Source organism: Flavobacterium rhizophilum (genome assembly GCF_046000485.1).
Taxonomy (GTDB): Bacteria; Bacteroidota; Bacteroidia; order Flavobacteriales; family Flavobacteriaceae; genus Flavobacterium; species Flavobacterium rhizophilum.
In genome coordinates this window covers 86,509-101,485 of the sequence record NZ_JBELQB010000008.1, presented here as the reverse complement: position 1 = coordinate 101,485, position 14,977 = coordinate 86,509, and the positions used below count along the sequence as shown (strand labels likewise).

10 protein-coding genes are annotated in these 14,977 nt (G+C 39.3%); 6 read left to right on the top strand and 4 right to left on the bottom strand.

The features are described from left to right. The first annotated feature begins 40 nt into the window (after positions 1 to 40). Positions 41 to 2,815 (top strand): PD-(D/E)XK nuclease family protein, encoded by a 2,775-nt coding sequence (locus ABS768_RS11700; protein WP_408075145.1) that lies wholly within the window; start codon positions 41 to 43, stop codon positions 2,813 to 2,815. Positions 2,816 to 2,842: 27 nt separating this feature from the next. Here the strand turns inward: ABS768_RS11700 and ABS768_RS11695 are convergent, their stop codons facing one another. Both ABS768_RS11695 and ABS768_RS11690 read right to left on the bottom strand, forming a co-directional pair. Continuing rightward, on the bottom strand, positions 2,843 to 3,628 hold the full coding sequence (locus ABS768_RS11695) for an alpha/beta fold hydrolase (RefSeq protein WP_408075144.1): 786 nt from the start codon (positions 3,626 to 3,628) through the stop codon (positions 2,843 to 2,845). Positions 3,629 to 3,776: 148 nt separating this feature from the next. Beyond that, entirely contained in the window at positions 3,777 to 5,069 is a 1,293-nt protein-coding gene (locus ABS768_RS11690) for an aminopeptidase P family protein (RefSeq protein ID WP_408075143.1), read from the bottom strand. A 105-nt stretch (positions 5,070 to 5,174) separates the two neighbouring features. On the opposite strand from ABS768_RS11690, the gene ABS768_RS11685 reads away from it, so the two are divergent. Beyond that, positions 5,175 to 5,672 (top strand): hypothetical protein, encoded by a 498-nt coding sequence (locus ABS768_RS11685; RefSeq protein WP_408075142.1) that lies wholly within the window; start codon positions 5,175 to 5,177, stop codon positions 5,670 to 5,672. A gap of 3 nt (positions 5,673 to 5,675) precedes the next feature. Here the strand turns inward: ABS768_RS11685 and ABS768_RS11680 are convergent, their stop codons facing one another. Next, positions 5,676 to 7,031: a hydroxymethylglutaryl-CoA synthase family protein gene (locus tag ABS768_RS11680; RefSeq protein WP_408075141.1), complete on the bottom strand. Its 1,356-nt coding sequence runs from the start codon at positions 7,029 to 7,031 to the stop codon at positions 5,676 to 5,678. Between the two features lie 177 nt (positions 7,032 to 7,208). Between ABS768_RS11680 and ABS768_RS11675 the strand changes: the two genes are divergently transcribed. The 4 genes from ABS768_RS11675 (at position 7,209) to ABS768_RS11660 (ending at position 11,906) form a co-directional block, all read left to right on the top strand. Then, on the top strand, positions 7,209 to 8,057 hold the full coding sequence (locus ABS768_RS11675) for a ChaN family lipoprotein (RefSeq protein WP_408075140.1): 849 nt from the start codon (positions 7,209 to 7,211) through the stop codon (positions 8,055 to 8,057). A gap of 213 nt (positions 8,058 to 8,270) precedes the next feature. Next, entirely contained in the window at positions 8,271 to 9,110 is an 840-nt protein-coding gene (locus ABS768_RS11670) for a succinate dehydrogenase cytochrome b subunit (RefSeq protein WP_408075139.1), read from the top strand. Between the two features lie 15 nt (positions 9,111 to 9,125). Beyond that, entirely contained in the window at positions 9,126 to 11,135 is a 2,010-nt protein-coding gene (locus ABS768_RS11665) for a fumarate reductase/succinate dehydrogenase flavoprotein subunit (protein WP_408075138.1), read from the top strand. A gap of 12 nt (positions 11,136 to 11,147) precedes the next feature. Continuing rightward, a complete protein-coding gene (locus ABS768_RS11660) occupies positions 11,148 to 11,906 on the top strand; it encodes a succinate dehydrogenase/fumarate reductase iron-sulfur subunit (RefSeq protein WP_035133295.1) in 759 nt (252 codons plus the stop codon). A gap of 70 nt (positions 11,907 to 11,976) precedes the next feature. Here ABS768_RS11660 and ABS768_RS11655 read toward each other — a convergent pair whose 3' ends face one another. Beyond that, positions 11,977 to 14,883, bottom strand: coding sequence for a triple tyrosine motif-containing protein (locus ABS768_RS11655; RefSeq protein ID WP_408075137.1), 2,907 nt, complete (start codon positions 14,881 to 14,883; stop codon positions 11,977 to 11,979). Between the last annotated feature and the right edge of the window lie 94 nt (positions 14,884 to 14,977).

Sequence of the window (14,977 nt, the reverse complement as noted above, 5' to 3'; positions counted from 1 at the left end):
ACGCCCCGGTTTTTCCGGGGCGTTTTTTTATTTTTATACCATGACACAAAATACTTTTCTTGATAAGCTAAGTGAAAAATTAGTAAGCAGTTACCCTGATAAGTTGCAGGATATTGTCATCGTACTTCCTAATAAAAGGGCAAAGGTTTTTTTGCTGGAAGCGCTAAAAAGGCAACTTGATAAAACTGTTTTTGCACCTGAGATTATCAGTATAGAAGATTTTGTGCAAAACGTTTCGGGTATTCGCGCTATAGATCCTATAGAGCTGTTGTTTGAGTTTTATTCGGTTTACCTTGGAATTACCGAGAAAGAAAAGCAACAACCCTTTGAAAATTTTGCCAACTGGGGCAAAACCCTGTTGCAGGATTTTAACGAGATTGACCGTTATCTGCTAAATCCTAAACACGTACTTTCCTATCTTAAGGATATAGAAGACATTAAGCATTGGTCACTGGATATGGAGAACAGGACTACCATGATAGAGAATTATCTGGAGTTTTGGAATCTGTTACCGGTGTATTATGATGCGCTCTATGAGCATTTGCTTAAAAAAGAGGCAGGCTATCAGGGATTAGTATATAGGGAAGCTGTTGGGAATATCAACCATTTTTCTAATGCCTTTAAAAAACATAAACTGATTTTTGCCGGGTTCAATGCACTTAATGCTGCCGAAGAGCGTATTATTAGGCATTTGCTTTCGGCAGGACAGGCCGAGATCTATTGGGATATAGATGAGACTTTCTTAAACGACCCATATCACGATGCAGGACTGTTTATAAGACGCTTTAAGCAATCGTGGAGAGAATATCATACTCAGCCTTTTGAATGGATTGCTAATGATTTTAGCAAAGAAAAGAATATAAAAATTATCGGTACACCAAAAACAGTTGGTCAGGCAAAAATAGCAGGACAGCTTGTAGAGAAGCTCCAGAGTGAAGGACACGGGTTGGATAAAACCGCCTTGGTACTTGGGGAAGAAAATATGCTTATCCCGATGCTATACAGTTTGCCAAATAGTGTGGGTAGCCTTAATATTACCATGGGCTATAGTAGTAAGAACAATCCGGCACAGTTGCTTGTCCAGAAACTGTTTAAAATGCATACCAATGCCATTAACAGGAGTGAAACCAGTTATACACTGTATTACAGGGAGGTACTGGATGTGCTTACGCATCCTTTGGTGGAACCACATTCGGGGGCATCTTACATGGTAGATGTAATCAATAAAAACAATATTACCTTTTTATCGCTCAATAAACTCTTTGAAATACAGGGAGAGGCTTCGCCTTTCTTCACTTTATTGTTTGAACGATGGGATAATGACGTGAAATCGGTATTAAGCCGACTGTCAGATATATTATTGCTGCTTAAACAGTTTATGGGTAATGACGATGAGGAGGAAAAAATAGCCAAAGCTTTTTTATACTCGGTATTCAAAGTAATCAATAAACTGATTAATTATGCCGATTCACATCCTGAGCTGAATAACCTGGCTGTGCTTTACACCATTTACAAACAGGTGGTGGAGCTGGCAGAGGTTTCTTTTGAAGGGGAACCGTTAACCGGACTGCAGGTTATGGGGGTGCTGGAAAGTCGTGTGCTTGATTTTGAAAATGTAATCATCACCTCAATGAATGAGGGGAAATTCCCGTCGGGGAAAACCCAAAACTCATTTATCCCTTATGATGTGAAAAGGGAACTGGGATTGCCTACTTACAAGGAAAAGGACGCGATTTACAGTTACCACTTTTACCATTTGCTCATGAGGGCAAAAAACATTTACCTGCTATACAATACCGAAAGTGAAGGACTTGATGCAGGGGAACGCAGCCGTTTTTTGACACAGCTTGAAATTGAGAAAAAACCGCTACATAATCTGGAAAGTACAATTTACAATGCCTACCTGCCTGATAAGGCTTATGAGCCTATGCTGATACAAAAGTCAGACAAGGTTATGGAGAGGCTAAAGGAGATTGCTACGGGTAGAGGTTTTTCGCCATCGGCATTAACAGGGTACATCCGTAATCCAATACAGTTTTACTATCAAAGGGTTTTGCGTATTCGTGAGGTAGATGAGGTAGAGGAAAGTATTGCTCTTAATACGCTAGGTACCATTATTCACGGTGCATTGGAGGAACTCTATAAACCTTTTCTGGGTAAATTCCTTACCGTTCAGGATATAGACGGAATGAAGGCTCTTGCCGATGATGAGGTAATGCGACAGTTTGTTTTGGTGTACAAGGAAGGGGAGATTAAAAAAGGACGTAACCTGCTCGCTTTTGAGGTGGCAAAACGAAATGTACACAATTTGCTCAAACAGGAACGAAGGCTGATAGAGGAAGGTGATACTGTAAAGGTACTGGCGCTGGAAGAAACCTTTGAGCGTTGGCTGGAAGACAGCAGGCTGCCTTATGCGGTAAAAATATCGGGTAATATTGACCGTATTGAACAACGCAATGGTAAAATAAGGATAGTGGATTACAAAACGGGTAAGGTGGAGAAAAACAACCTGGTGCTTAAAACATGGGAAGGACTACCTGCCGATATTAAAAATGAAAAGATAATTCAGCTGCTTACCTATGCTTTTATGTATGAGCCTAACATAAACGGTATGGAGACCGAAGCGGGAATCATATCCTTCAAGAATATGAAAACCGGATTTATGAACTTTAGTTTTAAAGAAGGTACAGAACGTAGCGCTCCGCTTATTAGTAGTATTGATACTGATATGCTTGCTGAGTTTAAAATAGAGCTTATAGGGCTGATAAATGAAATTCTTAACCCTAGTGTTCCTTTTGAGGAAAAACTGGACTAGAGCGCTTTATTTGTTGTTTAATAAGGATTAGAGGATTGCTTTATAAAACTGTAGCAGGTCGGTTGTAAGGGCTTCCCTGTTTTCTATGTGAGCCATGTGCCCATCAGGATAGGTAATAAGTTTTACGTTAGTACCGTCCAGTTGACTCAGGCTGTCCTGATAATTCATTACCGGATCTTTTTTCCCTAATATCAATAGTACAGGTATGTCGGTTGTATGAAGTAATATTTCACGGTCCTTGCGTATTTTCATGCCTTCCAGTGCAGCAACAATTCCCTGAACCGGAGTTTTAAGGGCCTCGTTACGCACCGCTTCAATCTCTGCTGTAAGGCGCTCCCTGTTTTCTTCGCTAAAAAGATTAGCAATGGCAAGACGCACGAAGTTAGCGTAGCTTTGTTTTACGGCATTAATAGCCCTGTCGCGGTTCAGTTTTCGTTCTTCACTGTCGGCTTTTGAGGTCGAGTTTTGCAATACGATTCCTTTAACCATATCAGGATACAATTCGGCTATTGCCAGCGCCACATATCCACCCATAGAATGACCTGTAAAAACAGCTTGGGTTATTTCCAACTTTTCCAGTACGGCATATACGGCATCGGCCATATCTTCCATAGTATGAATGTAGCCTAAGCAGTCGGTTTGTCCATGTCCTAAAAGATCTATGGCAATAACACGGTACTGTTTTGAGAATTCGGTTATGTAATGTTCCCACATATTACTGTTTTCCAAAAAACCATGTAGTAACACAAGGGTAGGGCCGTTTCCGGTATCGGTATAACTTATGGTAGAGTTTTTATAGTGAATATGTTTCAACTTGTTTCTTATGAGGGATTAGGGGTAATTGAGTGCAAAATTAGTTTTTACTGATTTAGTAAGCTAAAAGATATGACGATTTAGTAAAAAAATAACGGCTCATAATTATGAGCCGTTATTCTGTTATATTGTAATTAACCAGTATTAGTTACTGATTCATTAAGCTTTCAATCTCATCTGCCTCAATAGGGATATTACGCATCAGGTTAAACGGTTCACCGCTTTCCTGTATTACGACATCATCCTCAAGACGGATACCAAAGCCTTCGGCAGGGATATAAATTCCCGGCTCTACAGTGAATACCATATTCGGTTTCATTGGCTCGACCAGTAAACCATAATCGTGAGTGTCAAGACCTAAGTGGTGAGATGTACCGTGCATAAAATACTTTTTGTATGCAGGCCAGTCCGGGTTTTCGTTCTGTACATCAGCTTTGTCTAAAAGACCAAGATCTAAAAGTTCAGAAGTCATTATTTTACCCACTTCCACATGGTACTGTTTCCATAGCGTGCCCGGTACAAGCAGTTTTGTAGCTTCATCCTTAACACGTAGTACGGCATTGTATACCTCTTTCTGCCTGTCGGTAAAACGACCTGATACCGGGATAGTACGCGACATATCGCTTGAATAGTTGGCATATTCGGCACCTACGTCAAAAAGAATCAATTCGCCCTCGCGGCACTGCTGGTTGTTCTCCACATAGTGCAGTACGTTAGCATTTGCCCCCGATGCGATAATAGGTCCGTAAGCAAAACCCTTAGAGCGGTTACGGATAAACTCGTGGATAAATTCGGCTTCAATCTCATATTCCATTACACCCGGTTTGGTGAACGAAAGTACTCGGCGGAAACCTTTTTCGGTAATATCACAAGCCTTTTGTAGTAAGTCAAGTTCTTCACTTTCTTTAATAGAACGAAGGCGCTGTAGTATAGGGTTACTTTTTGCTACCTGATGTGCAGGGTATTTCTCTTTCCACCATTTTACAAAACGTGCTTCACGTGTTTCTGTCTCTACAGAAGAACGGTAATGTTCGTTTGTATTAATATACATGGTATCGCAGTAAGTCATTACCTCAAAAAGTACTTTTTCAAAGTCCTGTAGCCAGTATACGCTTTTAATGCCCGATACTTCAAAGGCACGGTCTTTTGTTAATTTCTCTCCTTCCCAAACAGCGATGTGCTCGTTAGTTTCGCGAAGGAAAAGTATTTCGCGTAGGTGCTCGTATGGAGCATCCGGGCAAAGTAACAGTATGCTTTCTTCCTGGTCTACACCGCTCAGGTAAAAAATATCACGGTGTTGCTGGAAAGGTATGGTGCTGTCGGCACTAATAGGATAAATATCGTTTGAATTGAATACCGCAACGCTTTTCGGTTTCATTTCTGCCGTAAATTTTTTACGGTTCTTTATAAACAGGTTGCGGTCTATCTGATGGTATTTCATGATAAACGTTTTTTATTTTGAGTACCAAAAGTACTAAGATTAAAACGAAATAATGTTAAACCAATAAGGGAGTTTTTTATATTTACTAAAATTAATAGCCACATCATGAGAAAAATGTATTTCGTTTTAGCTGCTTTCCTGTTGGTTTCATCAGTTGGTATGGCGCAAATGAGAAAAAAGGATCCGGCTGAACTCGAAACGGCTAAGTATGCAGGGAAATATATCTATGGTGAAGGAACCGACTTCGGGAATGGGGAGGTACTTGTTTATCCGGAGAGTGATTCAACTATACTTTTCTATATCAATATTGAAGTGGGAGAGCCTTCGTACAACATGGGTGACTTGTATGGAAGAGTAACTATTGTTGACGGTAAGGGCGTTTTTGAACGTAAAACTGAATATTCCGAAGACGGATGCAAATGGAGTATGACCTTTACTGATGATAAACTGGTTATTGAGATTTTAGACGAGCAATATGAATGCGGCTTTGGCTATGGGGTTTATGCTGATGGCGAATATGATCGCAAAAACAATATTATACCGGAGTACTTCGTTGATTTTGCCGATAAGAAACATTATTTTAAGAAGCTTAGGGTAGAATAATAATTACTCTACCCACTTATAATATCTTGCACCTGTTAAGTTAGGGTTCTCTTTTTCTATATGGTCTAAAACCCATTCATTACGGGGTTGTAAAACACTCGTTTGTTGTTCTTTTTTGTGTAAAGCCAAATAGGTTTCAAAATTGATTTCGTGGTTTTTAGCAAGCGTTTCAAAGAGCTGCGCTTTTTCTGTTGCTGCCTCCCACCCGTTTTGTATTGTCCCTTCAAACACTTTAGATTTAGAGCCGCTACCGTAGGCAAGGAAACCGAATGCTTTTCCGGTAACATCGTTGCCTTTTTCGTTGTACTGACTTAACGCCGATAATAATCCCATAAAAACTGATCCTGTATAAAGGTTGCCTATAAGTGATGATGCCGGTTCGGAAGGTTGAATTTTGTTATTTACAAAGCTTCTGTATTCATCACTTTTACTAATCTCTTTCAGTTTGGCAGTATAGTCCTCACTTCCTTCGGTTACCATAGCTGTTTCTGCGTCGAGTGCAAATATTTCACTAAACATTCTGCGGCCTTGGTAAGCATAGGGAAGGTGCATTATAATGCTTTCCCATCTGTTATAAAGTGAGCCTGAAATGTTGTTGGCTTCTTTAAACCTGAAATAGGCTTCACGGGTACGGTCGGTATAACATTGGTTGGAATATTGTCCGTCAAATACCGGCTGATCTTTGTGTATTTCGATTTCTGCTTCCAGATTCCCAAACCATTCATCGTTCTTGCTGTTGCCGTTTATAGCTTGTTTTTCTATGGTGCGGTACGGTTTAAAAAAATCAAATACCCCTTTCGTGCTAACAGTCCATTTGTGGTTAAAGGCAATAATTCTTGGGTTTACGGTAATAAGCATAGCAAGTGCGCCTGCACCCTGAGTATACTCTCCGGTCGATTCCAAATCATATTTGGCAATATCACTGGTAATAACCACCGCCTTTTGTTCCGGATTCAGTCTCACATAATCAATACAGTTTTGTAAAGCGTCTACGCCACCTATACAGGCAAAGGTTAAGTCTACCGTATCGCAATGTGAAAAACTGCCTTCTCCATGTAACTGTTCCATTAATGTTACTACAAACGAACCTATTGGCTTAGAGCTGTCAATGCCACTTTCTGTACCTACATAAATACGGGAAATCTCTTTAGGCTCAAGATTGTTCTCTTTTATAAGCGTGGTAAGTGCATTTGCAGCAAATACAACAGTATCCTGATGTATGTCGGGCAATGTCATTTTTAATAGCCCCAGTCCTTTTTCAAGTTTATCGGGGTCTATATTTCTTGCTTTGGCAAGTGTTGTAATAGGTAAGTGCAGTTTGGCGATATCGAAAGCGATAGCATCTATTCCGGTAGTCATTTAAATTCTATTTTAAAAAGTAAAATTACGCAGACCAGTCTAATAATATGTTTAAAAATATCTGTTAAAGTGATTTTTGCGGATTTGAGAAAAAACAAGGCTAAAATTTTACAATGTATTAATTTTAAAACACAGTATTATATCTTAATTTAGTCCCGTTTAAAATACCACTATCCTATGAAGAAATTACTGGCATTATTGCTGTTTTTTGCCTTAGCTACTCAGGCTCAGGATAAACAGCCCTATCAACTTTATACTAAAGACGGAAAAAAGACTACTTATAAGAAACTTTTAAAGAAAGCCGGAGAAGCCCAGGTAGTGCTTTTTGGTGAATATCATGACAATTCGTTAGTACACTGGCTCCAATTGGAATTTACGAAAGATATGTCCGCACAAAAATACCTTGTTTTAGGAGCAGAAATGTTTGAGGCCGATAATCAGGACGAGTTACAGCAGTATCTTGACGGCAAGATTGACCAAAAAGCACTTGATACCGTTGCGCGTTTATGGAGTAATTATAAAACGGATTACAAGCCTATTGTTGACTATGCTAAGGAGAATAATATTCCTTTTATTGCAACTAATATACCACGTAGGTATGCCAGCCAGGTATACAAGCAGGGGCTAGAATCGCTGGAATTACTTAGTGAAGAAGAAAAAAGCTGGATAGCTCCTTTACCAATACCGTATGACGGTACTTTACCGGGGTATAAAAAAATGATAGAAATGATGGGTGGCCACGGTGGTGAGAACATGCCAAAGGCACAGGCTATAAAAGATGCGACCATGGCGCATTTTATTACTGAAAATATAAAGGATGATTATGTTTTTATCCATTTTAACGGAACATATCACAGTGATAATTTTGAAGGGATTTCATGGTATCTAAAACAAAATGATCCCAGTGTAAAGGTGATTACAATATCGTCGGTTTCCCAAAAAGATATCTCAAAACTGGATGAAGAAAACAAGGAAAAAGCTGATTTTATATTGGTTGTTGATGAGGATATGACCAAAACTCATTAATAAAGGTCAAAAAATGTATAGGCGTATTGTGATTTTATTGTACTTTTTAAAGTTTTTTAAGATTAAAAAGATATTTCGTAAAATTTTACTGAAAAAAATGCATAAAATCGCCCTACTTTATACTGATTATAAATTAGCCCTCAAAGGTTGTAGTTAATTTGTTTTACCTTTATTTTTGTATGATTTTTTAAAAAACTATATTTCACAAATACTATGGCAAAATCTGCACTATTGAAGTCGTCGCTTGCAAAAAAATACTGGATGGCTTTGACAGGTTTATTTTTATGTTTGTTCTTAATCGGACACTTATTAGGTAACCTTCAATTGCTGGCAACAGGAGAAAACGCGGCTCTTAATTTCAACAAGTATGCGTTGTTTATGACAACTAACCCGGCAGTAAAATTACTGTCTTATCTAACTTACTTCTCAATCCTTTTTCATGCTGTAGACGGGATAGTGCTTACAGTACAAAATAAAAAGGCAAGGCCTGTGGGCTATGTTAAAAACAGTCCTTCAAGTAATACGGTTTGGGCTTCAAGAAACATGGCGGTTTTAGGTACTTTGATTTTAGTTTTCATTGTTACACACATGGTGAACTTTTGGGCAGTAATGCATTTTGATAAAAACATGCCGCTTCAAAAAGTTAAAATTGAAGTTAATGGTATGGAGCAGGAGCTTTACCTAACTACAGACGGCGGTTATATCCCGGTTGCTCAGGTTGAACAGGGAAATATAGAAATTAAGCACAGAACAGAGTTTTATGACGCAAATGCTCATGTGAAAATCAAAGAAGGTTACAAAGATTTATATAAAGTAACTGTAGATTTCTTTAAAGATGAAAAATGGGGCTTAATTGCTACTATACTATATGTATTTGCAATGTTTGTTTTAGCATTCCACCTGTATCACGGGTTTAGTAGTGCTTTCCAGTCATTAGGATTAAACAATCCAAAATACAATTCACTTATCAAAAATTTCGGAAAAGCATTTTCTGTAGTAGTACCGCTTTTATTTGCTTCTATTCCGGTTTTTATTCACTTTATTCTAAAATAAATCAACATCAATACTATGAAGTTAGATTCTAAAATACCAGAAGGGCATATATCAGACAAATGGACGAACTACAAAGACCATTTAAAACTGGTTGCTCCAAACAACAGACCTAAAATTGATGTAATTGTTGTAGGTACAGGTTTAGCAGGAGCTTCGGCTGCAGCTTCACTTGGTGAGATGGGGTACAATGTAAAAGCTTTTTGTTTTCAGGATTCTCCACGTCGTGCACACTCTATTGCTGCACAGGGTGGTATTAATGCTGCAAAAAATTATCAAAATGATGGTGACAGCGTTTACAGGCTGTTTTACGATACGATCAAAGGAGGAGATTACAGGGCGCGTGAGGCAAACGTTCACCGTCTTGCAGAGGTTTCCGGTAATATTATAGACCAGTGTGTGGCTCAGGGTGTTCCGTTTGCACGTGATTACGGCGGACTTCTTGATAACCGTTCATTTGGTGGTGTACAGGTACAGCGTACTTTTTATGCTGCAGGACAAACAGGTCAGCAGCTTTTATTAGGTGCTTACTCGGCGCTTTCAAGACAAATCGGTCTTGGCCGTGTGCAAATGTACAACCGTCACGAAATGCTTGACATCGTTAAGGTAGATGGTAAAGCTCGTGGTATTATTGCACGTAACCTGCTTACAGGTGAGCTTGAAAGACATTCTGCTCACGCAGTGATTATCGCCTCGGGTGGTTACGGTAACGTATATTTCCTTTCTACAAATGCAATGGGAAGTAACGTAACAGCTGCCTGGAAAATACATAAAAAAGGTGCTTACTTCGCTAACCCTTGTTATGTACAAATTCACCCAACATGTATCCCGGTGCACGGTACTAACCAGTCTAAGCTTACGCTTATGTCTGAGTCGTTACGTAACTCTGGGCGTATTTGGGTTCCTAAGAAAAAAGAAGATGCTGAAGCTATTCGTGCAGGTAAATTAAAACCAACACAAATTGCAGAAGCTGACAGAGATTACTACCTGGAGAGAAGATATCCTGCTTTTGGTAACCTTGTACCGCGTGACGTTGCATCGAGAGCTGCAAAAGAGCGTTGTGATGCTGGTTACGGTATTGAGGATAACGAAACAAACGAAGGTGTATATCTTGATTTCTCTTCAGAGATTATAAGCAAAGGTAAACAAACCGCTTATGCTCAGGGTAACCATAACCCGAGTGATGAAGAGGTAATCAAACTTGGTAAGCAATGGATTGAGGAGAAATATGGTAACCTTTTCCAAATGTACCAAAAAATTACTGACGAAAACCCTTATGAAACACCAATGAAAATTTATCCTGCGGTACACTATACCATGGGTGGTGTTTGGGTTGACTATAACCTGCAAAGTACAATTCCGGGTTGTTTTGTTGCCGGTGAGGCTAACTTCTCTGATCACGGTGCTAACCGCTTAGGTGCTTCTGCACTTATGCAGGGTCTTGCAGATGGTTACTTTGTACTTCCTTACACTGTTTCTGATTACCTTGCTAACGATATCCGTACAGGTAAAATATCAACTGACTTGCCAGAGTTTGCTGAAGCAGAAAACAGCGTAAAAGCACAAATCGATAAATTCCTTAGCAATAACGGTTCTAAATCGGTAGATCATTTCCACAAACAATTGGGTCACATTATGTGGAACAAAGTGGGTATGGCCCGTAATGAGCAGGGACTTAAAGAGGCGATCAACGAGATAGACCAGCTTAGAAAAGAGTTCCATAATGATGTTTATGTACCGGGTACTGCTAATGAGCTTAATACCGAGCTTGAGAAAGCACTTCGTGTTGCCGATTTCATGGAACTTGGTCAGCTAATGGCAATGGATGCTTTACAGCGTAAAGAATCTGCCGGAGGTCACTTTAGGGAAGAGTACCAGGATTCTGAAGGAGAGACGTTACGTGATGACGAAAACTTCTCTTTCGTAGGAGCTTGGGAATACCAGGGAGACGATATCAATAAAGAAACGTTGCACAAAGAGGAGCTTAACTATGAGTTTATCAAAATTGCAGCAAGGAATTACAAATAAAAAATTAGAGAGATGGCTTCAAAATATATAAACATAACCCTTAAAATCTGGCGTCAGAAAGATGCTAAATCTAAAGGACAAATAGAGACTTACAAGCTTGATAATGTTTCTACAAGCAGCTCATTCCTTGAAATGCTTGACCAGTTAAACGAGCAGCTTGTAGGAGAGAGAAAAGAACCTGTAGCGTTTGACCACGACTGTCGTGAAGGTATTTGTGGTATGTGTTCGCTTTATATTAATGGTAGAGCTCACGGACCAGATACTAAAATCACTACATGTCAGTTACACATGAGGTCTTTTAAAGATGGCGATACAATTTATGTTGAACCATGGAGATCTAAAGCTTTCCCTGTAATCAAAGACCTTATTGTTGACAGAACTGCATTTGACAGAATCCAACAGGCAGGTGGTTTCGTTTCTGTAAACACTTCCGGCCGTACTATGGATGCTAACGCAATCCCTGTAGCTAAGCATGATGCAGACAGATCGTTTGAAGCTGCTGCATGTATTGGTTGTGGTGCTTGTGTGGCTAGTTGTAAAAACGGTTCTGCTATGCTGTTTGTAGGTGCTAAAGTATCTCAGTATGCTTTATTACCACAAGGTAAGGTAGAGGCTACCCAACGTGTACTTAACATGGTAAGACAAATGGATGAGGAAGGATTTGGTAACTGTACTAATACAGGTGCTTGTGAGGTTGAATGTCCTAAAGGAATTTCTCTTGAGAACATTGCCCGTATGAACAGGGAATACCTTGTCGCAAGTATCAAATAAGAATCATTTTCTATCGATATAAAAAAAGCACCCAAATATGGGTGCTTTTTTTATTAATATGTTGTTTTATTTATTCTGTGGTATCACCGGCTTCATTGGCTACGGCTTCAAGGAAGGAGACAAAGTTATCCTCGTGGTTTACATTAAGCTTTTTTCGGACCCTGTAACGGGCGTTCTCCACGCCGCGTAGGGAAATGTTTAGTAAAGGCGATATTTCCTTATTTGTAAGGTTCATTTTAACGAAAGCACATAACCTTAGTTCTCTCTTGGTAAGGGTAGGGTTAAGTTCCTTTAATCTTTCAAAGAAATTGTGGTGTACCTTCTCAAAGTTTACATCAAATACTTCCATGTATTCCTCACCAATTTTATGCTGGTTTAGCTTTTGGAACATCTCCAGTATCTTTTTGCGGGAGTCTTCATTCTTAACGCTTTCTTTCAGTTGCTTTAGGTCGTCGGTAATTTCGGCAAAAATGTCTTTCTTACTTGCCAGTAGCATAGTGTAATTAGCTAGCTCTTTACTCTTGTTTAGTACATCTTCCTCCAGATGCATTTTGTCTCGTTTAATTTCTTCCTTGTCGCGTTGTAACTTTAGCTGCTCCAGTTCCAGTTCCAGCATTTTTTTAGTGCGCTGAGCCTCTTTCTGGCTTTTTTGGTGTTCCCGTTCCATACGCTTGCTGATGTAGCGTATAATCACAAATAAAAGTAGTATAGCACCTATTATATATAGTGCATATGCTAAAGTAGTTTGATACCATTTAGGGAGTATGGTAAACTGATACACTGTTTCTGAACCCGTAAGTCCGGCAGTATTGCGGCTTTTTACCTTAAAACTATAATTGCCCGGCCTAAGGTGGGTATATTCCTTATAAGCTATGTTTTGCCATGTAGACCAGTTTTTGTCAACATTTTCCAATATGTAACTGTACTGTACTTCGGTGCCGTGAGTCATTTTTGGTGCAGCGAACTCAAAACGTAAAATATCGGTTTGGTTGGGAAGTGTAGTTTCTTCACTGGTAGATAGCGGCAATAATTTAAGCTCCTGATCTTTAGAGTAGGATATTTGGGTGATAATGGTATTAATGCCATCGCTGTTTTTATTACTTTCTATATTGTAGAGATACAGTCCTGTAGTGGTTCCAAACAACACCTTGTTAGGGCTAAGGCTTACAATACATTCCATGCCACGGTTAAAGCTTCCTTTAAGGTTCAGGAAAAGGTCTTTGTGCAGGCTTGGGTGTTTCTCGTTGGTGAAAAAGTAGCCTGCCTCATCGTCCTGTACAAACCAGGTCTTGTCACCATATTCGGTAAGTTTACGTGTGTTTTTACTGCTGTCTAATATTGAGTTGAGTTGTGCGTGGGGTTCAAATCGGTTGTTGTTGGAATTGAAGCGATATATTCCGGTATTGGTGGTAAATACAGTCTCATTTTTCCAACGGGTAACATTTACATTAAAGGACGAACCCAGTCCGTTTTTATTGGTAAAATGGTCAACCGAGCTTACTCTTTCATACGTTGGGTTAATCCTTACCCTGAACACTCCTTTATAGCCGTGGCAAATCCAATAGGTGTCATTTTCGTCGGAAGCCATAATATCACGTGACGATTCGTCAAAACCTGCTATTTTATTGTGTAGTATCCATTCGCTATCGCGCTTTTCCAAAAGGTATATCCCATTGTACTGTGAGGCGAGGTAAAAGCCTTTCTTGTTTTTTATGGGAGTGACTTTCCAAAAGCCGTTTGTATTACCAACTTTAACCGCCTGTCCGTTTTCAATTTTAAAGAGGCCGTTATCATGTCCGGCTATAATATCTCCGTCTAAAAGCTGTAGCGACCAAGCCTGACCATGCAGGTTAGGCACCTTTTTAAAATCAAGTGCCTGTGAACCTGAGTTTTGTGTAGAATAATATACACCCTGATTGGTTGCCAGATAATAGGTGTTGTTATGAACAAGCGCATCATATACCGAAGCCTTGTTGAACAGGTAGGTATATGGCGATTTGAAATCTATAAAAGCAAGGCCAATGTTTTGCATGGCCCATACATTGTTTGACGCCGTTTTGTACAATTGGTGTATTACTGCATCCTGTAAGTTTTGGAATACAGCTGGTGTTTTAAGTACTTCACCCTGATTGTTTATTACCAGTATTTTTGAACTCAAAGTGCCCAGAAAAATAGCATCTGGCGAGTATCGTATCGCTGATATGATTTGGTCTTTTGGCAGGTTGGAAAAAACATTGTTCAGCAACTGCATTGTGCCGGTTTCAGGGTTTCCTTCATATACATTTCCTGATTTTACAGTTACGAGTATTTTGCCTCCTGCTTCAGGAAGTATAGCCGATATTTCCTCGTTGTTATATTCGGTTGAAGGGAATACAGTTGTAAGTTCCCGTCCTTTACTGTCCAGCTTTAAGATGCCATGATTTACATCCTGTATATAGTAGCTGTTACCGGCAAGGTTAGAGTAAGTAAATGAATTAGCTGCAGGGATATGTGTTGCCGTTTTTCCTGTAATTACTATAAGTTCATCGAATGAACGACACAGTAATTTGTTGTTAAGAGCATGGATTTGCCAAATGTTCTCAATGTTCTTGTTTTCAAGCTGGAGGTCTTCCATAAGGGACTTGTAAAAGTACCTTCCGTTGTTGTCTTTTTGTATCGTTCCTATTTCGTTGTAACCTCCGGCATAAACCATGTTGTCATGGCCTATCTGCAAACTTCTTACTGATGAGTTGTTAGGCAGATTTATTTTTTGCCAGTGTTCACCGTCAAAAATTACTACACCATCATTATTGCCAAAAAAAATTGTCCCGCTACTATCTTCACACATGGTCCAAAACTGCGGATCGGCATTAAAATCGTTTCGCGTATACTGTTTTATTTTCCCGGTAAAAGCCTGATTAGGCGCAATGGAGTCCTGTCCAAAAAACGATAAATGAAAAAAAAGGAGGGCGAAAATGTAGAAAATGTTTTTTTTCATGTGCTTTGTTAAGGCTTTGTCATCACTTTGTTAAATAATAAATAAGCGAAAACGATGTAAAAATAGCTTTTTAAGGGAAAGCAAAGCTATTAAA

Coding starts and splice junctions, on each gene's coding strand:
- ABS768_RS11700 (WP_408075145.1), top strand. CDS start 41: ATGACACAAAATACTTTTCTTGATAAGCTAAGTGAAAAATTAGTAAGC.
- ABS768_RS11690 (WP_408075143.1), bottom strand. CDS start 5,069: ATGAAATACCATCAGATAGACCGCAACCTGTTTATAAAGAACCGTAAA.
- ABS768_RS11685 (WP_408075142.1), top strand. CDS start 5,175: ATGAGAAAAATGTATTTCGTTTTAGCTGCTTTCCTGTTGGTTTCATCA.
- ABS768_RS11680 (WP_408075141.1), bottom strand. CDS start 7,031: ATGACTACCGGAATAGATGCTATCGCTTTCGATATCGCCAAACTGCAC.
- ABS768_RS11675 (WP_408075140.1), top strand. CDS start 7,209: ATGAAGAAATTACTGGCATTATTGCTGTTTTTTGCCTTAGCTACTCAG.
- ABS768_RS11670 (WP_408075139.1), top strand. CDS start 8,271: ATGGCAAAATCTGCACTATTGAAGTCGTCGCTTGCAAAAAAATACTGG.
- ABS768_RS11665 (WP_408075138.1), top strand. CDS start 9,126: ATGAAGTTAGATTCTAAAATACCAGAAGGGCATATATCAGACAAATGG.
- ABS768_RS11660 (WP_035133295.1), top strand. CDS start 11,148: ATGGCTTCAAAATATATAAACATAACCCTTAAAATCTGGCGTCAGAAA.
- ABS768_RS11655 (WP_408075137.1), bottom strand. CDS start 14,883: ATGAAAAAAAACATTTTCTACATTTTCGCCCTCCTTTTTTTTCATTTA.